The 23,624-nt window shown below is 42.0% G+C and carries 19 protein-coding genes; 14 read left to right on the top strand and 5 right to left on the bottom strand.

The genetic code is table 11. From position 1 onward, the window contains the following. Positions 1–36 precede the first annotated feature (36 nt). The 3 genes from V7D18_RS04090 to V7D18_RS04100 form a co-directional block, all read right to left on the bottom strand. On the bottom strand, positions 37–936 hold the full coding sequence (locus V7D18_RS04090; RefSeq protein WP_426151714.1) for a hypothetical protein: 900 nt from the start codon (positions 934–936) through the stop codon (positions 37–39). A gap of 183 nt (positions 937–1,119) precedes the next feature. Beyond that, complete coding sequence (locus V7D18_RS04095) at positions 1,120–1,770, bottom strand: hypothetical protein (protein ID WP_426151716.1); 651 nt, start codon at positions 1,768–1,770, stop codon at positions 1,120–1,122. A 48-nt stretch (positions 1,771–1,818) separates the two neighbouring features. Further along, positions 1,819–2,220, bottom strand: a complete 402-nt coding sequence (locus V7D18_RS04100; protein WP_426151717.1) for a hypothetical protein — start codon at positions 2,218–2,220, stop codon at positions 1,819–1,821. A 178-nt stretch (positions 2,221–2,398) separates the two neighbouring features. Between V7D18_RS04100 and V7D18_RS04105 the strand changes: the two genes are divergently transcribed. From V7D18_RS04105 to wecB, 10 genes are all read left to right on the top strand, one after another. Next, positions 2,399–2,941 carry an HD domain-containing protein gene (locus V7D18_RS04105; protein ID WP_426151719.1) on the top strand — a complete coding sequence of 181 codons (543 nt, stop codon included), beginning with the start codon at positions 2,399–2,401 and terminating at the stop codon, positions 2,939–2,941. A 341-nt stretch (positions 2,942–3,282) separates the two neighbouring features. Further along, on the top strand, positions 3,283–4,248 hold the full coding sequence (locus tag V7D18_RS04110) for a glycosyltransferase family 2 protein (protein WP_426151720.1): 966 nt from the start codon (positions 3,283–3,285) through the stop codon (positions 4,246–4,248). Next, entirely contained in the window at positions 4,235–5,773 is a 1,539-nt protein-coding gene (locus V7D18_RS04115; protein WP_426151722.1) for a hypothetical protein, read from the top strand. The genes V7D18_RS04110 and V7D18_RS04115 overlap by 14 nt, the downstream gene beginning before the upstream one ends. Positions 5,774–5,812: 39 nt before the next feature. After that, the gene (locus tag V7D18_RS04120) at positions 5,813–6,676 is read left to right on the top strand and encodes a diguanylate cyclase domain-containing protein (protein ID WP_426151724.1); all 864 of its coding nucleotides are present in this window, start codon (positions 5,813–5,815) and stop codon (positions 6,674–6,676) included. Then, the gene (locus V7D18_RS04125; RefSeq protein WP_426151726.1) at positions 6,666–8,249 is read left to right on the top strand and encodes a DUF2334 domain-containing protein; all 1,584 of its coding nucleotides are present in this window, start codon (positions 6,666–6,668) and stop codon (positions 8,247–8,249) included. Before V7D18_RS04120 ends, V7D18_RS04125 begins: the two co-directional genes overlap by 11 nt. 9 nt (positions 8,250–8,258) lie before the next feature. After that, the gene (locus V7D18_RS04130; RefSeq protein WP_426151728.1) at positions 8,259–9,557 is read left to right on the top strand and encodes a glycosyltransferase; all 1,299 of its coding nucleotides are present in this window, start codon (positions 8,259–8,261) and stop codon (positions 9,555–9,557) included. Positions 9,558–9,567: 10 nt separating this feature from the next. Further along, entirely contained in the window at positions 9,568–11,865 is a 2,298-nt protein-coding gene (locus tag V7D18_RS04135) for a cellulose biosynthesis cyclic di-GMP-binding regulatory protein BcsB (protein WP_426151730.1), read from the top strand. 32 nt (positions 11,866–11,897) lie between these two features. Further along, complete coding sequence (locus tag V7D18_RS04140; protein ID WP_426151732.1) at positions 11,898–14,117, top strand: hypothetical protein; 2,220 nt, start codon at positions 11,898–11,900, stop codon at positions 14,115–14,117. Then, positions 14,114–15,733, top strand: coding sequence for a TlpA family protein disulfide reductase (locus V7D18_RS04145; protein WP_426151734.1), 1,620 nt, complete (start codon positions 14,114–14,116; stop codon positions 15,731–15,733). Before V7D18_RS04140 ends, V7D18_RS04145 begins: the two co-directional genes overlap by 4 nt. Positions 15,734–15,753: 20 nt before the next feature. Further along, complete coding sequence (gene wecB / locus V7D18_RS04150) at positions 15,754–16,857, top strand: non-hydrolyzing UDP-N-acetylglucosamine 2-epimerase (RefSeq protein WP_426151736.1); 1,104 nt, start codon at positions 15,754–15,756, stop codon at positions 16,855–16,857. 53 nt (positions 16,858–16,910) lie between these two features. Here the strand turns inward: wecB and V7D18_RS04155 are convergent, their stop codons facing one another. Further along, positions 16,911–17,384 carry a methylglyoxal synthase gene (locus V7D18_RS04155; protein ID WP_426151928.1) on the bottom strand — a complete coding sequence of 158 codons (474 nt, stop codon included), beginning with the start codon at positions 17,382–17,384 and terminating at the stop codon, positions 16,911–16,913. Positions 17,385–17,425: 41 nt separating this feature from the next. Then, a complete protein-coding gene (locus V7D18_RS04160) occupies positions 17,426–18,628 on the bottom strand; it encodes a BTAD domain-containing putative transcriptional regulator (protein WP_426151738.1) in 1,203 nt (400 codons plus the stop codon). Between the two features lie 144 nt (positions 18,629–18,772). Here V7D18_RS04160 and srtB point away from each other — a divergent pair, with 144 nt between their 5' ends. From srtB to V7D18_RS04180, 4 genes are all read left to right on the top strand, one after another. Beyond that, the gene (gene srtB, locus V7D18_RS04165; RefSeq protein WP_426151740.1) at positions 18,773–19,528 is read left to right on the top strand and encodes a class B sortase; all 756 of its coding nucleotides are present in this window, start codon (positions 18,773–18,775) and stop codon (positions 19,526–19,528) included. 75 nt (positions 19,529–19,603) lie between these two features. Next, positions 19,604–20,959: a phosphoglucosamine mutase gene (gene glmM, locus V7D18_RS04170; RefSeq protein WP_426151742.1), complete on the top strand. Its 1,356-nt coding sequence runs from the start codon at positions 19,604–19,606 to the stop codon at positions 20,957–20,959. A 146-nt stretch (positions 20,960–21,105) separates the two neighbouring features. Continuing rightward, positions 21,106–22,371 (top strand): 5-bromo-4-chloroindolyl phosphate hydrolysis family protein, encoded by a 1,266-nt coding sequence (locus V7D18_RS04175; protein WP_426151744.1) that lies wholly within the window; start codon positions 21,106–21,108, stop codon positions 22,369–22,371. Then, the gene (locus V7D18_RS04180; RefSeq protein ID WP_426151746.1) at positions 22,364–23,521 is read left to right on the top strand and encodes a toxic anion resistance protein; all 1,158 of its coding nucleotides are present in this window, start codon (positions 22,364–22,366) and stop codon (positions 23,519–23,521) included. Before V7D18_RS04175 ends, V7D18_RS04180 begins: the two co-directional genes overlap by 8 nt. Positions 23,522–23,624: the final 103 nt, after the last annotated feature.

Genomic DNA, 23,624 nt, shown 5'->3' on the forward strand with positions numbered 1-23,624 from the left:
GTTATAAGCACGGATCTGTTTTTTTGCCTTTATAAATTAATTTTTCTTTTTAACAGTGTTTGATTTCGACTGAGATTTAGAAGTGTCTGTATTTTTAACGGTTTCTTTCGTTACTTTGGCAGCTGTGGTATCTTTAGCAGCCTTGGCATCTTTAGCAGTCGTGGTATCTTTAGCGGCTTTGGTATCTTTCGTTGCCGTTGTTTCCCCGGTGGCTTCAGTTTCCACAGCGTCCCCATTTTCTTCGGCTTCCTCGTTTTCCATCTCAGCATCCTCAAAGCTTTCTCCCTGAGGTGTGAAGGTAACATGAAGTTCATTGCCGATCTTGTCCCTGGCGGTAATGGTGATATTCTCTTTCTTAATTTCAAATGTCACAAGTCCGGTACTGCGGTCAATAGAAAGGGGAAGAATATCGGTGTTCTCCTCGTCAGAGGCTGCAATGGAGGAATAATCCACGCCGGACTGGGTATCTTCCAGGCGGAATGAAAGAATGCCATTCTCCAGTACATTATCTTTAACGGCAGGAGGGGTATCATCCAGTACACTGACCTGTTCATACATAGCTGTTTTCATTTTGTTAAATCCGGTTAATTTCACTTCCAGCATGCCATTATTGGTTAATGTGGCTTTGTAGGTTTTTCCCCCTGTTTTAGTTAACTCAATAGGAGTGCTGTCCAGGGCGACTTCCATGGTTTTTATGGGAAGAAGGGATTTGACCTTTAATTCCATCGTAGTTGTGATATAATCGCTGCTTTCACCAATGGTAATCTCCGCTTTCGGACTGGAGGTTACAAGTAAAAAGATGAGTCCGTTAATTACGATGAAAGGAAGCACATAAAACAGAAGGACCGAAAGAAAACCGCTTTTTCCGCTGTCACGCCGGTATCCGGAGCTTGTCCTGCGGCGGTCCGGTCTGGGTTGATTGTTATACTGATTCATATGAATTCAAATTCCTCCTGATAATTATTCCGTTACCTAGCATAGCAGAAATTGGGGGATCTTACAAGTTTATACGGGAAATTGTAATAATTTAATTTATTCTTACGAAACGCCGTTTTTATGCGTGTTTAAAAGCTTTTGACTAATTAAAAAAACACGCCCATCTCTGGGCGGTTTTTATACTTATCTTATAGTCAGAACATAGCTGTCTTTGGTGCCAGATGGCTCCAGTATAATAGAGAGCGGATTTTGAGATTCTGCCACCTCTTGCGGACATTGAAACAGGAAATGTACTCCTAACGTCTGAAGGGGGCTTATAGATGTAATGTTGGCATAGGTAAATCCGGTATTCCCGTCTTCTGGTACGGCCTGTCCGCCATAGGTATATCCGCCGTTATAATCTGCTGTTGTTTTCATGATCTCATCACACGGTAAATTTTGCTTACCAAGATTCTTAACATCAACATCCAAATGAATATAAACATTGCCTGGGTCAGCTGCATAATGGGTGTAGAATCCGGAAGTATCATCTGGAAGAACATCGTATGATAGTTCTGCTTTATTAATTGTGATCTCCATGGCATCGGTCGTAATTACTCCGCCAACTGCTATAGGTGTTCCGTTTTGAACGGCCTTTGTTTCTTCCACTGTGGTTTCGGGTACTGTCTCAAGCTGAGCCTTTAAATCAGCATTTTCCTGCTTCAATTCTTCTACCTGGGCCTTTAAACTTTCTACCTGGGAATTATCGGCTGAAGCAGTGGAAGCCTTACTGCCGCAGGCGGACAGGCTGATAGCTGCCAAACATAATGCAGGAATTAACCATTTTTTTTTCATACTTTTTCCTCTTTTTTCTTTTGTATTATTAAAAAGCCTGAGGCTGTTTTAATCGTCCTCTTCAGTCTCCCAATTCTCCATTTCATTGATACGATTGATATAATCTCTCATAGCAAGTTCTGCACCTACATTTTTAACAGTTCCGCTGTTAGGATCGTAATAAGACTGATTTGCAGCTCCGGACCAGCGGCTCGGGCAGCTGCCGTCAGCGTCAAATGTGTAAGTTACACCTTCTGCAAGTGTGATAGGGGAAGTCTGCATATAACCGGAATTATTGAAATAATACCATTTATAATCTGTATCCTGAAACCATGCATTAACGGGATAACTGCCGTCATCGTTTTGATACCACCAGCCTGTGTTATCCTGTTTCCACTGACCTGCGAAAACCGTAATGTTCATTGCTGTCATGATTACTATAGTTGATATCAGCAATTTTATTTTTTTCATCACTTTTCTCCTTTGTACAAATAAGTATTTTAATGTATAGTTATATTATATACTATTTGCTGCATGTGTGCTAATCTTATTTTCATTAATAGTATAAATAATTAAGTTATTTTACAATACGGACTGTTAAATTGTCACAATTTGTGTTAGTATAAAAAAAAAGATAAGGAGATCAGGTATGGTGGAGAAAGCTGTTGCATTTGCGAGCAAATGCCATGAGGGGACCTGGCGGAAGGGAACTCATATCCCTTATATTGTCCATCCTTTGGAGACGGCAGTGATTGCATCATTAATGACTTCAGACCAGGAAATAATCTGCGCTGCGCTGCTGCATGATGTGATTGAGGATGCAGGCGTTACGAAATCACAGCTGGAAAAGGAATTCGGATGCCGGGTTGCACGGCTTGTCATGGAAGAGACAGAAGATAAGACCAAAAGCTGGAAAGAACGCAAAAGTGCGACATTAAAGCACCTGGAACAAGCCTCAGAGGAGATTAAGATTCTTGTATTGGCGGACAAGCTTAGCAATCTGAGAACAACTGCAAGAGATTACCTTCTTATGGGTGATGAGATCTGGCAGCGCTTTAATGAAAAAGATAAATCCCAGCATGCCTGGTATTATTTAAATATAGCCAGACTCTTAAGTGAATTAGAAAAGTTTGGTGCTTATCAGGAATACAAGACATTATGTGAACATGTATTTGGTAAGAGCTGTGAGTGAGAAACAACATTAACTTTTCCCGACTCTCCATATCATGATATAGATTCATTCTATATTTTTTATCTGGTTAAATTCAATTCAAATACTGTTTTATTAAATGATTATACTGCGAAAGAAAAAACTGCCGATGATCTTTCGGTAGTCTTAACGTTACTTCTTTTACTAATATTTTCCCTAACCTTAACTAACCTGCTGACAGACATTTTTGAATTCTTATGTTGCTGTTCTTAATTCATGGATAAAGTAAAATTATGAATGGATTGGTTAGAAACCTTCACTTTCACGTAAACTACCAGATAAATGCTTTATTGTATGAAGTGTGACCGAAAGGAGTAGGTCGTATGAACAAACTTTGTATTGTTGTACCATGCTATAACGAGGAACAGGCGCTTTTGTACACCAATGCGGAATTGACCGGGGTTGTGGCCCGGCTCGTGAAGTCAGATAAAATTGATAAATCCAGTTTTCTTCTTTATGTGGATGACGGCAGCAAAGACAGCACCTGGAATATGATTGAGAATTTCCGAAAGCAGTCTCCCCTTGTCTTTGGTTTAAAACTTGCCAGAAATACAGGGCACCAGAACGCTTTGACAGCTGGTCTTTTAACAGCCATGTATTATGCGGATATGGTTATTTCAATAGATGCCGACTTACAGGATGATGTCTCTGTTATTGAAGAAATGGTGGACTTATATCTTCAGGGAAATGATATCGTATATGGTGTACGAAAAAGGCGTGACACAGATACCTTATTTAAAAAGTTCACTGCCCTTGGTTTTTACAGACTGATGCAGCTGATGAAGATTCATATTGTTTATAATCATGCGGACTATCGTCTTATGTCCAAAAGAGCGCTGGAGCAGTTTTCCCAGTATAAGGAACGAAACCTGTTTTTAAGAGGAATTGTTCCTTTGATTGGATATCCGTCAGCTACAGTAACGTATGATCGAAAATCCCGTGTTGCAGGTGAGTCAAAATATTCACTGGGCAAGATGCTTACCATGGCTTTTGAAGGAATTACTTCATTCAGTATACAGCCCATCCGTATGATAACGGATTTAGGTCTGATCATTGTTCTTTGCAGTATCTGTGCAGCTGTGTATGCATTTTATTCCTTTATTACGGGGAGAGTGGTTGCAGGATGGACTTCTACCATCTTATCCATCTGGTTTATCGGTGGAGTGCAGCTTTTATCGGTGGGACTCATTGGCACGTATGTGGGAAAGATCTATGTTGAGGTAAAGGAGAGACCCAGATATGCGATTGAGGTAAATGATCTGGCGGAGATAGAGCATGAAGAAGCGTGAGGATAAAGGAGCTGCTTCCTATATTACATTTTTAATAAAATTTTTGCAGAGAGTAAGAAGCAGGATAAAGAAGATTAATACCGTTATGGAAGGAAAATATTCTCCTGCGTTTCTTGCTTTTGCTGTTACAGTCATTGCAGCGATGACAACAATTTTGATTCTTTTTCTGCCTAATTATCTTGGTGTGGCAAATGACGGTTCCACAGATGAAGTGATGAGATCTGCCGGAATTTATTATATGGAAAAAGATCCGGAACAGAATTACGGGAATTATTTTAATAAAACTTATACAGAAGTTGCATCTGGAGCGGAGGTTCCGGGGAAGGTATGGAATAGCCAGCTAATCTTTTTAAAGACAGCAAAGGCACTTGATTACCTGTTTACAAGAGACAGTATTTTTGATATCCGTTTTTTGGGTTTGATCTATTTTCTGCTGTATCTTCCTGCTTTGTATCTCATTGTCCGGCAGACTTGTGAACGAGTGAAGAGCTTCTCGGAAGGATTTCTGATCGCAGGAGCGGGACTGATCATTTTTTCAGATGTAGGGTATGTGACTTATTTTAATTCTTTTTATCCGGAGGCATTATGGTTTCTTGCCATGCTATATTGTGTGGGAGGATTTATGTCTTTTCAGAATAAGTGTTCTGTGTACAAAGATTTATCTGCCCTGATTCTGATTCTGGTATCAGGAAGTGTACTGGTCAGTTCCCGACGGCAATGTGCTGTAATGGGTTTTATCCTTGCAGTCCCGGTTATTCGTCTGATCTCTGTCCGCAGAAGCTTTATCTGGGGAGGAGGCTGCGTCGCAGGAGCTTTTATGCTGAGTCTGCTATCGTTTATTTGCATTCTGGGTTATCCATCTGATTTTAATGAGACCAGTAAATTACATGCCATGACGAGGGGCGTTTTGTTTAGTTCTGCTGATCCTGCAAAGACTCTTTCGGAGTTTGGTATTGATCCTTCCTATGAACTGCTGGCGGATGCTTCTGCCTATGATTATCTGCCTTTTGTAAGATCAGGTGACGGTTCCTTATACCATGGCTTTATGGACCAGTATTCGATTCGCGATATTGGTGTTTATTATTTAAGACACCCCGGAAGTCTGATTGGTATGATTGATGTTTCCGTCAGACAGGGGATGGATATGAGACGAAGTAATTGCGGAAACTATGAGAAAGAGGCAGGCTTCCCGGAGAAAGCAAAGAGTCTGTTCTGGTCAGGCTGGAGCAGTTTTAAGGAATTGTCTGCACCCAAAACTGTGGGGTATTTATTTTTGCTTACAGGTTCCATTATTTTTTTGTTTTTCAGAGGATTTTCCATACGTCCACTGGAAGACAGAAGGAATACGGTGTTTTTAGATATGCTTTTCATGGTCCTGGCTTCTTTGCTTTCCCAGTCCATTGTGGTAATTGTTAACAGCGGTGATGCACAGATGGTGCAGAGGCTGTTTCTTGTAGGGCTGTCGATTGATATTATGACCTACTGTGTTTTTGCGGAATTACTTCATAAGCTGAGAATTGTTTAGTATCCGCTTTACGTGTTGGAATGTGAGGAGATAAATCTGATGACAAGTAAAAATTCGTTTGGTTATCTGCTGCAGGATTTCGGACTTGTGATTTTGCTGTTTTGTCTGTTTGCCGGAGCAATGATAGTCAGTTATTCGGAAAAAAACATGATGCCTGAAGCGGTTATTATGCTGCTTGGGACCTTTTTTGTAATTCTGATTTCCGGATTTAAGCTGTTTTCTCTGTCACTGGTTCTGGCAGGAATAGAAATTACTTTTTATACAGCTTACCGGTTGTATCTATTCCTTTCCTATGATGTTGAGATTCCGCCTTACAGCTATTTCTGGATTATCATACCGCTTATTTCCGCAGCTGCCATGTATATGTTTGTATCCGGAACCCACAGACTGGAGCTTGAAAACGATATTTTAAAGAGGCAGGTGGAAGAACTGGTCGTGCTTAATCCGCTCACTAAGCTGTATAATCTAAGAAGCCTGTACAATGATTTAAATGTTCTGGCAGCTTATGCGGAAAGAAACCAGATGTCACTTTCCTTAATGATCATAGTTCTGAAATATGAGGCAGAGTTAAAAAGCATTTTATCAAGACAAAACTATGAGCTTGTCATACAGAGACTGGCTGAACTTGTGGTGGATACGGTGCGGGTGGAAGACAAAACTTATTCCATTGATAATAAAGGATCTCTTGCAGTCATACTGACCTGCGGCAAAGAGGGAAGCGAAATTGCAATGAGAAGGATCAGAAGCCGGATTTCCAATCGGGAAGCCTTTCATGGTATTACTGATGCTGCTATTAAGATCGAAGTAAAGATGGCCAGCCTGGAATATAACAAAGAGATATATGAGAACAATATGATTCTGTTCAAGCAGAGGGTTGAGAATGAGCTGCAATATGATGTATAGAAAGTTTTTGGCATGTATGGGCGGGTTTCTGGTTTTTTCTTTCGTCAGCATGGGTGGTGTTTTCACTGCTTATGCAGAGGAAATAAGCCAGGGTGATATCCTGATTATCTACAGTGATAATGCTGGTGAAGATACAATGGCCGCAGTAAATGATCTTGTGGAGCTTCTGACCTATCAGAGCTTTAAAATCAGCTATGGTCCGGCGTCTTTTGAAATGCAGTATATGGACCGGTATTCCTATATTATCTGTTATGATTTAGATCAGAGTCCGGCTGGTTTTACTGAAAGGCTGGAGCAGTATGAAAACAGCGGTATTACAGCCGGAGGAATGGAATCACCCCATATCTTATTTACAGGCAATAAGTATTTTAAATACTATCTTGATCATACAAAGAGATCGGATCAGTATGAGCTGTTAAGCAGCACTGTGGGACAGTTAAAATATTCCTTTCATGGTTTAGACAGCATGACCGGCCTGGTGAGGGAGAGCTGTTTTGTATTTTTAAAAAAGTCTTCCTATCGCAGCGGAACGTTAACTGTCAATGATAAAAACGGATATTTTTGCGCTGAAAACGGAAGATTAACCCATATATCCGCAGCGGATATAAGCAATCAGTTAATACGGGCTGCCATGATAAAAGAGGTATCCCAATGGAAATGGCCGTATAACGGAAGTCCTCACGTATATGCACAGTACATTTTAATAGACAGGGTTTATCCCTATGAAGATCCGGAGAAGCTGCTTAAGACAGTAAAACTGCTGATCGAGAAAAAAACTCCGTTTGTAATCTCTGTGATGCCAATGTATGTAAATGGGGACTATCCTTCCATGATACATTTTTGTGAAGTATTGCGTTTCGCACAGGCAGGTGGAGGCGCTGTGATCATCAATGCCCCCATTAATCAGATGAACCGGCTGGATAAAGACGTAATGCTTGACTATCTCAACCGGGCGATGATCATATACAATAAGCAGGGAGTTTATCCTCTGGCATTAGAAGTGCCCCGTAACTGGATGTTTCAAAAGGATACGATCGAGATCATGAGTCATTTTAAAACAATTTTTACTTCCAGCGAGACGGATTCTTATTTAAAGCCTGATAACAGGAACAGCAATGAGGTTTACAAAGACGGACATCAATGGGTGGGAACATCAATTCCCATAGATGATACAAAAGTCAGCTATGTATCAGTTTATTCCACTTCAGTACCCATCAGCCTGCAGGAGGATTATGAAGAAATTGAAAGAAAAGTAAAAGCCTGCAGGGACTCGTTTGTACCGTTTAAAAGTCTCTGGGATATGGAACAAGGTTATTGGATGGATAAGCAGCTGATGACCTATAAAAACGGGGATTTGATTCTGAATGATAAAAAAATGGATTTAAAATTTACTCCTGCTGTTTACCCGGACCATTATAATTACCGCCGTAATATGCTTCAGCGGTTTTCCAGGGATTTAACGTCCCAGAGCAGAAGACTGGTCATTGCAGTGGGACTTACTTCAGTACTTTTTTTGTTCCTGATTCTCTGGGCCAGGTATAGAAACAGGAAAAACTACTTCTTTCATGATTAGGGAGGGGCCATGTCATTTATTGATGTTCTCGCAATCTATTCAATCTTTGCCATTTGGGGTCTGCTGTTTTTAAATATTGTACTTTCCATAGGGGGTTATATCTATATTATGAGAATGTACCGTACGGACGGACATCAGCCGGTTTTAGAGTATCCCATGGTAACGGTAATGGTTCCTGCCCACAATGAGAGTATCGTGCTGAGGAAAACAATGGAAGCTTTATTAAAATTTGATTATCCAAAGGACCGGTATGAGATCATAGTGGTGAATGACAATTCTGACGATGATTCAGCCCAGGTTTTAAAGACCATTCAGCAAAAGAATCCGTCTGCCAGAATTATTGTTATCAATACGGATCATGTAGTGGGAGGAAAAGGAAAATCCAATGCGTTAAATATTGCACTCTCTATGGCCGCTGGTTCCGTAATAGCCATCTATGATGCGGATAATACACCGGAAAAACAGGCTCTTAAGATTCTGGTGGAAAATCTTATGTCAGACGACAGGCTGGGAGCCGTAATTGGCAAATTCCGCACCAGAAATAAATATGCATCTCTGCTGACCAGGTTTGTAAACATAGAAACTCTGGCTTATCAGTGCATGAACCAGGCAGGGCGGTATTTCTTTTTTAAATTGTGTACCATACCTGGAACGAATTACGTGATACGCCGGGAATTGATTGACCGGATGGGCGGCTGGGATGTAAACGCACTTGCAGAGGATACCGAGATCAGCTTCCGTCTATACAGAATGGGTTATTATATCAAATTTATACCTCAGGCAGTCACCTGGGAGCAGGAACCACAGAAACTGAAACAATGGTTTAAGCAGAGAACACGATGGGTAAAAGGCAATTTATATGTCTTAAAAAGTAATTTTAAATACGCCTTTGATCCTGAGGCAGGCATTATGAGACTGGATGTGATCTATTACGCCCTGGTTTATCTGATGATGTTCAGCTCTCTTATTTTCTCGGACATGATATTTGTCATTGGAATTCTCGGGCTTGGTCATGTTACCTTAGGCGGATTTTCTTCCCTGTTGTGGGAGATGGCAATTTTACTTTTTGTATTAAATGTATCAATAACATTATCTGTAGAAAGAAATGAATTCAATTTGAATAATATACTGCTCACGTTTGTCATGCTGTTTACTTATGCAAAAATGTGGGTTCTGGTTGTAGCTAATGGTATTATTCAGGGAATCCGGGATGCACTTTATCAAAGGGAGACAGTCTGGGACAAGACGGAACGTTTTGAGGAATTGGCAGAGACAGTCACAAAAAATACGAAGCAGGTGTGGAAGTAAGGAGACGAATATGACAATACTGACGGATAAACATAAGAAAAAAACAGCGGGGCAGCGAAAAATATCCGCCGCCTTTCTTATGCTGCTGTTTATCGTGATAACAAACCCTCTGGCTTCATACGGCTCCAATGCCAATGTTCCTGAACCTGCTCAGGAAACACCACAGGAGAGTGCACAGCAGGAAAGCCAGCTTATGACGCCCGCCGTTCAAAAAGAGGACCAGTTACACGTTCTGCCTGCAGCGGATCCTGATTCAGCACAGATACCAGACCAGAATGAACCAGTGTACGAGCCTGTCAGTCATACCCAGGATACCTTTTTCTACAGGAAAACGTTGAAAGGAATTTATTCTTCCACAGATCTGTATTTTTATGTGGAAGATTACTGGGATACAAAGTATGTATATGTAAAAATACAGTATGATGTCAGTCAGCTCATTGAGAGTGCGGCATCATCGGTTACCTTTGCTGTCAATGATGTGCCTGTTCAATCTTATAAACTGGAGTACAAAGATGGTAATTCCCAGATTCTCTATGTGAAGATTCCCATGGATCAGGTTCATACTGGTTTTAATTCGCTTTCTGTATCTGCTTATGCAAGACTTTTTGATGAACAGGGCTGTGTGGACGATTATTCGGATGCCAACTGGCTGAACATTGCAGATACATCCTATATCCGATGTGGGTATGAAAGCAGAGATCCTGAACACAGGATTTCATATTATCCCTATCCGTTCATGGCAGCTTATGAGCCCACTGGTAAAGGACTGGTGATTGCCGTATCTGATGAAGCCGCATCAGGAGAAGTCGCTGCCGCCATGAGCCTGATGGCTGATTTGAGTAAGCATACCGGGAAAAGTAATGATATTGAACTATGCCGGATTTCTGATTTAAAAAACTATCATCCATCAGAGACCTTACTGATATCGGATTATAACAATCTGCCATCCGAATATAAAGATAAAATGACAAAGGCCCCGGATTCATCAGGAAATGCAATTGTAAATTTTATCGATGATTCCAATTCAAAACCGCTGCTCATAATTACTTCAAATGATGATTCAAGCCTTATGGAGGCAGCTGACATGCTCATGGATGAAAACCGCCGGAAGCAGGAGACTGGAAATCTTGCAGTCATAGAAAAGGGAAGCGGGGAGCTGGCGGTGAATGCGGCAAAACAAAGTGATATGACTGCGTGGAACTATACTCTTGAGGATATAATGGGAAGCGGACTTTCCTATACAGGACCGTTTCATCAGGAAAAATATATCTACCTTCCTGTTTCAAAAGATTTTGTACTGGCACAGGGCGGTAAAGCAGTTTTAAAGTTCCGCTACAGTGAAAATCTGGATTTTAAACGTTCTCTGGTCACTGTATTTTGGGGAGATGTGCCTTGCGCCAGTAAGCGCCTCAGCCAGGAAAAGGCTTCCGGAGATGAGCTGACATTTGAGATGCCAGGGGATGTGACAGGAACATCTGCGTCCAGTTTAAAAATAGCATTTGATTTAGAAATTCCTGATTTGCTCTGCACCCCCAGACAGAGTGACATGCCATGGGCTTATGTCTCCAGGGAATCTGCCATATTTTTGCCGCCTGCTGCTGATATTACGTTGTCTTTTGATTCCAGAGTATCTCCGTTTAGCAGAAATGGAAAATTCAATGATGTGCTGCTCATTCTTAGTGATGAACCGACTTCTGTTGAACTGAATCTGCTTGGACAGACTCTGGCAATGTATGGTGGGGAGGCAAAACCCTATGGAACCCTTCTTGTGAAAAGAGCGGGAGAATTTAATGGGGAGGATGGAGATTACAATATAATTACTGCGGGTACACTGAAAGGCAATGCTTTTATTTCCCAGATTAATAATAATCTGGCATTTAAGTTTACACAGGACGGTGCCTCCTTTGAGAGCAATGAGCAGTTGGTTTTGTCCAGGGAATATGCGGGGAAGATCGGGATTATGCAGCTGTTAAAATCTCCTTATTCCCTTAACAGGGGCCTGCTGGTTCTGACTGGAAGCAGTGATAATACGCTAATGAATCTTCTTGATTTTCTTAGAGACAGCAGTAAGAGAGAAGAGCTGAAAAAGGACTGTGTCATTGTAGATGCCAGTCAGAATATTACAGCTCTTAAGTTTATAAAGGCTGAGGAGGTAAAAGAGGGACCAACTCTTGCCGAAAAGCTGGTACGGAATAAGAGATCCCTTGTATTTACAGCAATTGCAACATCAACAATGTTTTTCATGCTTCTTGCAGTAATCATAATATTGCTGCGGATGCGGTCATACAGAAAAAAGAATGAAGAATAAACGGATACTTTGGGGAAGGGATGAAGAGAAGGGTGAAATTAGAGAAAAACTGGTTTTATAGTTTTTGTATTGCATTATCAATTGCAGGCATGGCATATATCCTGATTACCGGCGTTTCTGATGTACAGGGTAATCAGGAGTATCCTTATGCAATGAAAGGAATGCTCATTCTTATCTTTTTCCTGACCTGGTCTGGAGTAAATTTCTTTGCACTGCTGTCTGCAAGGATAGGAATTACTGCAAAGCTTCGGAAGTACCATAAATACTTATCTGGTATGGAGGTGATCTATGTTTTCCTGGTTCTGACTCTTGCATTCGCCGCCAGAGTTTTTGTGATACGGGAACTGCCCATGGAACCGGCATCTGATTATAAGACTTACTATGAGATTGCCAAAATGCTAAAGGAAGGAGTTCTTCAGGAAAAGGGAGAGGGCTATTGCAATTATATTGGGATGTTTCCCCATATATTGGGGTATTGTTATATTTTAAAAACTGTTTTTGTTATATTTGGGACAAGTGTCTGGAATGGACAGGCTGCAAATGCTGTGTTTTCCATAGGAACGGTTTTTTTGATTTACCGGATTGCCAGACGGCTGGGAGGCAGAATGGCAGGCGTGGCTGCGCTTACAGCTTCGGCATTCTGGCCTTCCCAAATCCTCAATATCAATATGCTGGCTTCCGAGTATTCGTTTACTTTTTTCTTTTATTCATGTGTCCTGCTTTTTCTACATCTGGTCATGGATTATGATGGTGCCACAAAGCATGCGGTCAGAGGGGTTCTCCTTCATATTCTGCTTGGCTGTATGATTGCAGTGACTGCTGCGATCCGCCCTATGGCTCTGATTCTTTTGATAGCAGTCTTTTTGTTCCTGATTCCTGTTAAGACGAAGTTACCGGGAATACCAGTCAACAGCATTTCCATATGGGTGAGATTTTTGGCTAAGGGCTGGCTGCGGGCAGCCCTGATCCTGGCAGCTTATATGGCTGTATCAGGTATTATTAATACAGATATAGAGCTTACCATTAATCAGACAATACCTTCCTTCAGCCAGTCCTTTGGCTACAATTTGCTGGTGGGACTTAATGCGGATTCCAATGGCGTGTGGAATGAAGAAGATTCCAAATTTTTATATGAAAATCTGGAACGGACCGGTTCTCCAATCGAGGCACAGCTTGCGTGCCGGGAGAAAGCGTACCAACGGCTTGCTGCTGATCCGGGCGGGTTATTTAATCTTCTTATAAAGAAATACGAATTACTTTGGGGAAACGATAATTATGGTGCTGACTGGAATCTTGCCTTTTTAAAAGAGCAAAATGAGCTGACCCCGGACCGGACAATATTTCTTAATCAAATGAAAAGTGCTAACCAGATTGCTTATCTGGTGGCTGTGCTCTTTTCTTTTCTGACTTTAATTTATCTGCTGCAAAGAAGGGCTTCCCCTCTCTATATTCTGGTTCTGGTTTATCTTGGAACGGCAGCCATGCATCTTATGGTTGAAAGTCAGAACAGGTATCATTTTCATGTACTGCCGGTTTTTATAATTATTGCATCTGTTGGAATAAAATATATTTTTGAGAATGCTGTGACATTTGTAAAAACATCTGATTCAGAACGGCAGCAGAAGGAAAACCAGCAGACGAGAGAAGCGGCCGTATTAAAACAATTTGAAATCGAAGAACATAAAGCCATTGAGCAGCGTTATAAAAGTATGACCAATTCATTTGATATGCAGTCTGCCATACTGAATGGCAATGTAACTGTCACTGTTTCGGAAGGCTATATGGGACCTGATATGTTAAAAAAAGATAAAAGTGTGGTTACTGCTGCTGAAACTATCCCTGAAAGGGATACAGCCTCAGCAGCTGACGAAATTCATATTAGAGAGTGTGCAGGGCATAATCAGGCACCGGTGATACTTCAGGAAGATAAGACGAAATCAGGTAACACAGATCTTGAGGAATTAATCCTGGAGCTGGAAGAAATTGCAGAAACCGGCAGGGTACCGCATAAGAATGTTGAGATACAACCCACTCCCCCCAGTCTGCAGGATGAGGTTACTGAGCAGGATGAGGTCTCTTTGCAGGAGGAAAGAAAGATATCTGAACTGGAAGAAATACTGGATAAAATTAAAAAACTTGAGAAAAACCAGAATGATCTTATGGAGGGATATACAAAACTGAAGGAAGAGATGGAACAGATTAAACTGGTCCATGCAGAGGATGCACATAACGAAAGGGGACATACCATATGAAAAAGGCTCTGTCGGGGAGCAGAACGGAAAAGGCATTAATCATCATTCTTTGCATGCTGACGGTATTCACTGCAGGAGGTCTGCTTTTACTGTCTCATTATTTCAATGAGGAAGAAGAGCTGCAAAGGAGGCGAAAGGAGAGCGCAGAAGAAACCTCTCTTGACGATATTACGGCGATCCTGCCGGAATACTGCAATTTAAATGAGAAAATTCCTGATATCAGCTTTACCAGTGAGTCGGGGAAAAAAATATCCATGAAAGAATTTGAAGGTAAGCCGTCCATATTGACTTTTTGGGCCAGCTGGTGCCCGGATTGCCGGAACGAGCTTTCTCATATGAATGAATTTGTAAGCACGGCAAAAAAATATGGAGACTTCAATTATATCCTGGTGAATAAAACAGATAACAAAAAGGAGACAAAAGAAACGGTAAAAAAGTATTTATCAGATCAGAAGATCAGTATGGATACTTACTATGATGAGGGGCTGTCTGCCTATAAAGGGCTTGGTATTCATGCCATCCCAACCACATTGTTTCTGGATGAGCATGGGGTGATACGGGCATGGAGCACAAAGCCGATCGTAAAAAATTCTGTGTTTGAAGGATATCTGAAAGATCTGACAGAAGGAAGCGCAAAAGTGACCGGTGATTTTGTCCTGGGCAGTCTGATGGATGACAGGGGAGGCGTTCATACTACCTATGATCCTTCTCAGGGTAATGCCATGAACAGCGATATTTTAAGCGAAACACAGGGAGTGATGCTGGAATATGCGCTCTTGCGAAAGGATCAGCAGTTATTTGAAAAAATCCTATCTTACATCACAGGAGTGATGCGCGTAAACGGATTAACTGCGTGGAAAGTAAACGGAGATAAGCCGTCGGAGGTGAATTCGCTTTTGGATGATTTTCGGATTTTGGGTGCACTTCTTTCTGCAAATAATTTATGGGGCGGTTATGACCAGCTGATAAACGATTATTCCCGAGAAATAGCAAAATACGGACTTCACAACAGAAATTACGTAGATTTCTATGATGTCCGTTATAAAAAGTATGCAGACCGCTTTACACTGTGTTATGGTGACTTACAGACGATGTCCTGGCTGGCAGACCGGGATGACAGGTTCGCAGAACCTTATGAATCGGCAAAAAAGCTGATTCTTGGAGGAAAAATAAGCGATGGTTTTCCTCTGTATTACAGCTGGTATCATTATAGTACAAATTCCTATGCTCCCGATGATTTAAATGCTGCAGAAGCCATGATTACGCTGCTTCATTTAGCGGAAGCCGGGCTGCTGCCGGATGATTCGATGTCCTGGTTAAAGGCACAAATGGACGCAGGAGGGGTGAAAGCACGTTATAAAACAGATGGAACGGTAGTGGAAGGTTATAACTATGATTCAACAGCTGTTTATGCTCTGATAGCAATGATTGGGGAGGTTAAGGGGGATAAAAAACTCCAGGGGAAAGCTCTTAAAAAAATGGAAAAAATGAGAATAATAGATACTGCATCTCCTTATTACGGAGCTTTTGGTATGGAAGACGGAAGCGGGATTACATCATTTGATCAGGTTATGGCAATGCTGGCCTATGAGTATACAGGTAAATCCGCTGAATGACTGGGAAGGAGCTATGTACCGTGAAGAATATCATGCTTGTATTTGGGACAAGACCGGAGGCCATAAAGATGTGTCCTTTGGTACTGGAACTGAGAGGCAGGGAAGAAGCCAGGGTATGTGTCTGTGTAACCGGACAGCATAAATCCATGTTAAAGCAGGTTCTGGACGCGTTTTTAATTGAACCGGACTATGATCTTTCCATAATGAAGGAAAAGCAGACACTTTTTGAAATCACCGTCAATATTTTAAATAGAATCAGCGGTGTTTTGGAAAAAGAAAAACCGGATGTGGTTCTGGTCCATGGAGATACCTCAACAGCATTTGCCTGTGCACTTGCCTGTTTTTATTTACAGATTCCGGTAGGACATGTAGAGGCCGGGTTAAGGACCCATGATATTTATTCGCCTTACCCTGAAGAATTTAACAGACAGGCAATTGGTATCATAGCCAACTATCATTTTGCCCCAACAGAAAAAGCCAGGCAGAATCTGATTTGTGAGGGAAAGAATCCTTCCACCATATTTGTCACGGGCAATACAGGGATCGATGCGCTGAAAACTACAGTCAGAGCGGATTACAGCCATGAACTTTTAGAATGGGCATCCGGAAGCAGGCTGATTTTGCTGACTGCTCACAGAAGGGAAAATTTAGGGGAGCCGATGAGGCAGATTTTTCGTGCTGTGAAACGGATAACAGATGCGTATCCTGATGTTAAGGTCATATATCCCATTCACTTAAACCCGCTTGTCAGGGAAATTGCCGGCTCTGTATTCGCCGGAGAGGAAAGGATCCGTCTGGTTGAACCTTTAGATGTAATAGATTTTCATAATTTTCTTGCAAGAGCAGCGCTGATTCTGACAGACAGCGGAGGGATACAGGAAGAGGCACCAAGCTTAGGAAAACCGGTGCTGGTTCTGCGCAAATCAACGGAACGTCCGGAGGGCGTTGATTCAGGAGCGCTGCTTTTGACTGGGATTGAAGAAGAGCGGATATATAATTCGGTATCCGGTTTGCTGAATGATAACAATTTATATAACAGGATGAGCAACGCAGGCAATCCATATGGAGATGGAGAAGCCAGCAGAAGAATTGCGGATATTTTACTCGGGCAGAAAGATAAATAAATAGTACAGACTCTGCACAGGAAACATGTAAAGTCTGTACTATTAATAAAAACTTATAACGTTTTTGCTCTGTCTGATATATTCTTATTAAAATTAATTACCTGATGCTCATAAGTATTTTCCATGAGAGGAGAAGTAATGATGAAATCAGCGGTTGCTCTGGTATTGGCAATGGGAATATCATAAACCTGGGCAATTCGAAGCAGTGCCTTTACGTCCGGGTCATGAGGCTGTGCAGTCAGGGGATCGGAAAAGAAGATAACCAGATCAATGCGGCCTTCCACAATCTTTGCACCAATCTGCTGGTCACCGCCTAAAGGACCGCTGTTGTAGCCTTTTACCGGAAGGCCTGTCTGGTCTGTAATCATGCGGGCAGTCGTACCGGTACCGCACAGCGTGTGGTTTTTTAAGATCTCCTTATGCTCGGTGCACCATTCGATTAATGCATGTTTCTCGTTGTCATGGGCGATCAGAGCAATGTTTTTTTGCTTTTGAAGCGTAAGTGTAATAAAATCATCCTGTAACATCATATTCCTCCTGTAGTAGGTATTAATAGAGAGGTATCACCTCATTTAAAAGGCAGAACACTTTGAAGAGAATAGGTAATGGACAAATCTTTCCGGGAGTATTCCTTTTTAAAATTCTGGATTATCCGTTTTAAAACCATCTCTCCGTTTTCATAGGTTGCAGTAGGAAGAAGCATTAAATACTGGCTTACACTGTACCTGCTGTATACGTCTCCTCTGCGCAGGGAATTACGGATGGAACTGCCCAGCTCATCCATGGCACGGGTCTGAACCGCCGGCTTTAATAAATCCCCCTTTAAATTGCTGATGGTAAGCAGACATAAAAAGATGGAATCTCCCGTTCGTTCAATAGCTCTGGCCTCCAGCTGATAGATATCCCTGAATACGGAAGGCTCACAGCAGAATGCTCCTTTATTGGTTCCGCCCTCTAAAAGGATCTCCCTGATAGTGCTTAAATCCATGGTAATACCATGCTTTTTGTCGCTGATCATCTTATACAGCTCTTTAAAGCGAATGGAGGGGGTGATGGCAAACTCGTTGTAGAACATGTCGTTTACCCGTTTATAATGCTCCAGGGACATCATCTGGTTGCCGCTCTGGTACAGGGCATAAATCAGATAATAATGGGCATCTTCTCCATATGGATCAATGGAGATTGTCTGCTGGCAGACATCAATCATCGTTGGATAATCCTTCCGGTCATCTAACATCAAAAGGATTTTTTTCACTAATTTCTGATAAAGGGTATGATAATAGGTGTGAATCGGAATCACCCAGGATTCCCATTCAGATTTTGGAAGGAAGTTTCCCTTATAAAGATTAAATGCTTCCATTGACAGTTTCAGGCGTATCTCTTCCGGAAATTCCTTGCTTTCAGCCTGAAGACAAAGCTCTTCAAACTTGTCCGTGTCACACACGGTAGTAAGCTCCCTTGTCCAGCCGTAAGCTTTTCTGTTTTGAAATACCAGTTCCTGAGTTGGAAGCCCAAGAGGCTCAAGAAGCTTTCGGACGCGGAACATCAGCGTCTTTAAAGCGCCGGCAGGATTGTTGCTGGCTTCATCTTTCCAAAACAGGTCGATCAATTCCTCAACAGGAATATCCCTTCCCCGAAAAGTGATTAAATACTCCAAAAGACTCCAAGGTTTTTTTGCCTGATTATTCTGATCAACTATTATTTTGTCTCCAATGGTAACGGAGAACCCGCCTAGCATGTTCACATAAATGATCGTCTCTTGATTTTTCATAATATTCTCCAAAGTAACATTTTCTTTCCTTAGTATATAGAAAAAAACGCTAAAAGTCTAGCGCAGCTTATAAAAGATTGAGATTTTTATTAAAATAAGCTATACTGAAGCAGAAGAATATAAAAAAGAAAGCAGGAGAGTGCCATGAATAGAAAAAAAATGTCAACAGGAATTCTCATATTTGCTTTCCTGCTTCTGGCAGCCGGGGCGGGAGTACTTTATTCTGATTACCGGGAAAAGCAGGATTCTGACCATCTTTATGAAAGCCTGGCTGAGCTGGCCGGGGGACAAAAAGAGAGCGTTACTGCTGGTTCAGATACAGAGATAAAAAAAGAAGAGCCTTATGTATCCCCCATTTCTTTTGATGAACTGCGAAAGATCAATCCGGATATTGTTGGCTGGATCCGCATTGCAGATACCAGTATCGATTACCCGATTGTCCGTACTGATAATAATGATACTTACCTGGATACAGATTTTGAAGGGAAAAAGAATCCGTCAGGAGCCATATTTCTTGACTGTGACAGTGAACCTGATTTTTCCGGAAGACATAACATAATTTATGGGCATCATATGAAAAATGGATCCATGTTTAAGGATATCATAAAATATAAGGAAGAGTCTTTTTACCGCGCCCATCAGGACATTGTAATCTATACACCGCAGCGGGAATTTCATCTGCGGCCAGTCACTGTGCTTTATACAGATGCCTCCGGAATCCGCAGAAAAACGAAATTTGAAACTGATGAGAGCTTTCGGTTGTATGTTGACGAGATGACAAAGAGCGGTATGTTCTATCAGGCGCCTCAGGAGCCGGTTGAGACTCTTTGGTCGTTTGTCACCTGCAGCTATGAATTTGATGATGCAAGAACCATTCTTTATGCAGCTTTAGTCCCTTAAATTGAAAACAGGGCAGGAATATGGTATAGTACATATCACTTTGTATCACCGAAGATTTTAAAGGAGAATAATAAAATGGGAAAATATTTTGGAACCGACGGTTTTAGAGGAGAAGCAAATGTTACGCTGACCGTTGAGGATGCTTTTAAGGTAGGCCGCTTTTTAGGCTGGTACTATGGACAGAAAAAACCGGCTGAGGTATGCAGGATCGTAATCGGAAAAGATACAAGGCGCAGCAGCTATATGTTTGAATATTCTCTTGTGGCAGGTCTTACTGCATCCGGAGCTGATGCGTATCTGCTTCATGTAACCACGACTCCCAGCGTTTCCTACGTTGTCCGTACAGAAGGCTTTTCCTGCGGAATCATGATCTCCGCCAGCCATAATCCATACTATGATAACGGAATCAAAGTGATCAATGAAAAGGGAGAAAAATTAGAAGAGTCAGTCATTACAGAGATAGAGAGATATTTAGATGGAGAGATGGAAGAGCTTCCGTTTGCCACACAGGATAAGATCGGCAGAACCGTGGATTTTGCTGCAGGCAGAAACCGCTATATAGGATATTTAATTTCTACAGCAACCAGATCCTTTAAAAATAAAAAGGTGGCGTTAGACTGTGCCAACGGAAGTGCCTCCGCTATTGCCAAGAATGTATTTGATGCTCTTGGTGCAGAAACCCATGTAATCAGCAGCGAACCCAACGGATTGAATATTAATACCGGCTGCGGTTCCACTCATATGGATCAGCTTGTAAAGTTTGTTAAGGAAGTGGGAGCAGATGTGGGATTTGCCTATGATGGAGATGCGGACCGCTGTCTCGCAGTGGATGAGAACGGAAATGTGGTTGACGGAGACGGCATCTTATATATCTGCGGCAAATATATGAAAGAGCAGGGACTCCTTAAAAATAACAAAGTAGTAACGACCGTGATGTCTAATTTCGGATTATATAAAGCTTTGGACCGTGAAGGCATTGAGTATGAGAAAACAGCTGTTGGAGACAAATATGTCTATGAGAACATGGTTACCTATGGAAATTGTCTGGGCGGCGAACAGTCAGGTCATATTATATTCAGCAAACATGCCACTACCGGCGACGGAATCTTAACCTCCTTAAAAGTGATGGAAGTGATCCTTGAAAAGAAAGAAAGCCTGGGAAAGCTGGTATCTGAGCTGGAAATTTATCCCCAGGTATTAAAGAACGTCCGTGTTCATGACAAGACAGCTGCCCAGGATGATGAAGCGGTGAAGGCAGAAGTGGAAAAAGCAGCACAAGGCCTTGGAGACAGCGGAAGGATTCTTCTCCGTCAGTCTGGTACGGAACCGGTTGTCCGTGTAATGGTAGAAGCCGCGGATTTGAAAACCTGCGAGAAGTATGTGGAACAGGTGATTGATGTCATGAAAGCAAGGGGACACGTCATTTCCTGATTGTAAATATAAGTCATTGAAAACCGTGAGTAAAAGCCGGTTTTTCAATGACTTTTTCAGTATTTATAAAGGTGTCTGATTGTAAATGATAACAATTCATGGTATGATTGTACGTATCTGCAAATTTATTTTGGGAGATCGGAAATATGGATAAAAAAGATAAATCAAACTTAGGAGAACAAATCCGCAGTACGGTGCAAAGCGCCATTGATTCCAGAGATTTTAACCAGCTGAACCGAATCATATCCGATTCCGTAAATTTTGCGCTTGATGAAGCAAGAAACCAGTTGGTGAAAGGAACGAAAGGCTGGACCCAGACGACAGGGCGGACTAACAGGGGCGAAAGCAGTGAGGCGGGGGAAGAGACAGATGACGGACCTGGATACAGGGCGTTTCAGACCAGCCGTTCCGTAAAGGAGCGGACAGGCAGTTCTTTAGCCGGAACAGGCAGGCAGGAGATCAAAGTCAACCAGCAGGGGCGTGTATCCGGAATACTTTTAACCATTTTCGGAAGTATCTTTCTGGGCTTGGATTTTATTGCGGTACTTGCTTCTCTTTTTATTTCCCTGATCTTAAGGCCTGTTGCATGGGCGGCAGCCAGCGCTTTTACATTTCTTATGGCGGCAGGAATCGCTTCCGGGTGCATGCTTTTTGCCGGACTGTCCGTAAGCGGAAGATTAAAAAGAGCCCGGATCTATGCCAAACAGTCAGAAAAGCGTATGTATTCCAATTTGGAAGAACTGGCGGCAAGTGTTGGAAAATCCCGTGAATATGTACTGAAAGACGTGGAGAAAATGATGAAGCTGGGTATTTTTCCCCATGCATATTTAGACGAGCAGAAAACCTGCCTGATCTTAAGTGAAGCCACATATAGCCAGTATCTGGAATGCCAGAAGGCATTAAGGGAGCGGGAAAAAGAAGCAGAACTGAATCAGATTTCTCAGAATGCCGTTCAGGAAAATAAGGCTTTGCAGGAGATGATGACCCAGGGAAGAGATTATTTAAGAATATTAAGAGAAGCGAATGATGCCATTCCGGGAGAAGTCATTTCCCGGAAGATATCCATGCTGGAGGATGTAATACAGAGAATTTTTGATACCGTTTTAAAGCATCCGGAGCAGATGGGTGAGATGGAACAGTTTATGGAATATTACCTTCCCACAACTGTAAAGCTGGTCAATGCCTACAGGGATTTTGAAAGCACGGGGATAGAGGGGAATAATATTGTCAGTGCAAAAAAGGAGATAGAGGGAACTCTTGACACCATCAATCAGGCATTTGAAAGGCTGCTTGACGATCTTTACCAGGACGCGGCTATGGACATTACCACGGATGCATCGGTGCTACAGACCATGTTAAAGAAGGATGGCTGGACCGGAAGCGATTTTACAGGAGGAACAAAGAATGAGTAAGGATATGGAAGAGATGATAAAAGAAGCGCCCCAGCTCACGCTGACACCATTTGAACAGACAGAAGGTGTGATAGAGGGAAATGAGCTTTTAAAAAGCAATGAAACAATCGCTGAGACTGCTCCGGTTCCGGAACTTACTCCGGAAGAAGAGCGTCTGGTTTCTGATTTTGCAGAAAAAATTAATTTAAAAGATTCCAATATGGTACTTCAGTATGGTGCCGGAGCTCAAAAAAAGATTGCTGACTTTTCCGAGTCTGCACTTGATAATGTAAAGTCTAAGGATCTGGGGGAAGTTGGCCAGATGCTCACCAATGTAGTGACGGAGTTAAAAAGTTTTGAAAACGAAGAAGAGGAAAAAGGCTTTTTCGGTTTCTTTAAAAAGAGTGCCAACCGCCTTGACAGCATGAAGGCCAGGTATGCCTCTGCAGAGACTAATGTCAACCAGATCTGCAAGATTCTGCAGAATCACCAGATTCAGCTTTTAAAGGACATTGCCCTGTTAGATAAGATGTATGAGTTAAACACCACTTATTTTAAAGAACTCACCATGTATATTCTGGCAGGCAAGAGAAAGCTTTTAAAGGTTCAGCAGGAAGAACTCCCTCTTTTAATGGACCGGGCAGCAAGAAGCGGTCTTCCGGAAGACGCCCAGGCAGCCAACGATTTGTCTGCCATGTGCGGACGTTTTGAAAAGAAAATCCATGACCTGGAACTGACCCGTATGATTTCCATTCAGATGGCCCCTCAGATCAGGCTGGTTCAAAATAACGATACCTTAATGACAGAGAAAATCCAGTCTACCCTTGTCAATACCATCCCTCTCTGGAAGAGTCAGATGGTTCTTGCCATCGGAATCAATCATTCCGAGCAGGCGGCAAAGGCACAAAGGGAAGTAACCGATATGACCAACGAGCTGCTGCGCAAGAATGCAGAAGTCTTAAAGACAGCAACCATCGAGACAGCAAAAGAGTCAGAGCGTGGTATCGTTGACATGGAAACACTGAAAAAGACCAATGAATCTCTGATAACAACTCTTGATGAAGTGGTGCGCATTCAGGCTGAGGGAAGAGAGAAACGAAAAATAGCAGAAGCAGAGCTTGCCCGTATGGAAGGGGAATTAAAGACCAAGCTTTTACAGATGAGCCGATAAAAGAATTTACGGGTTTGAAAAGTTTTTGTTGTAAGTCATTTTTACTCGTGCTATAATAGCATAACACTTTACCGTGGTGGTTTGTCAGAGCACGGCATGTGAT

This window comes from Lacrimispora sp. 38-1, from assembly GCF_049890855.1.
Lineage (GTDB): Bacteria > Bacillota > Clostridia > Lachnospirales > Lachnospiraceae > Lacrimispora.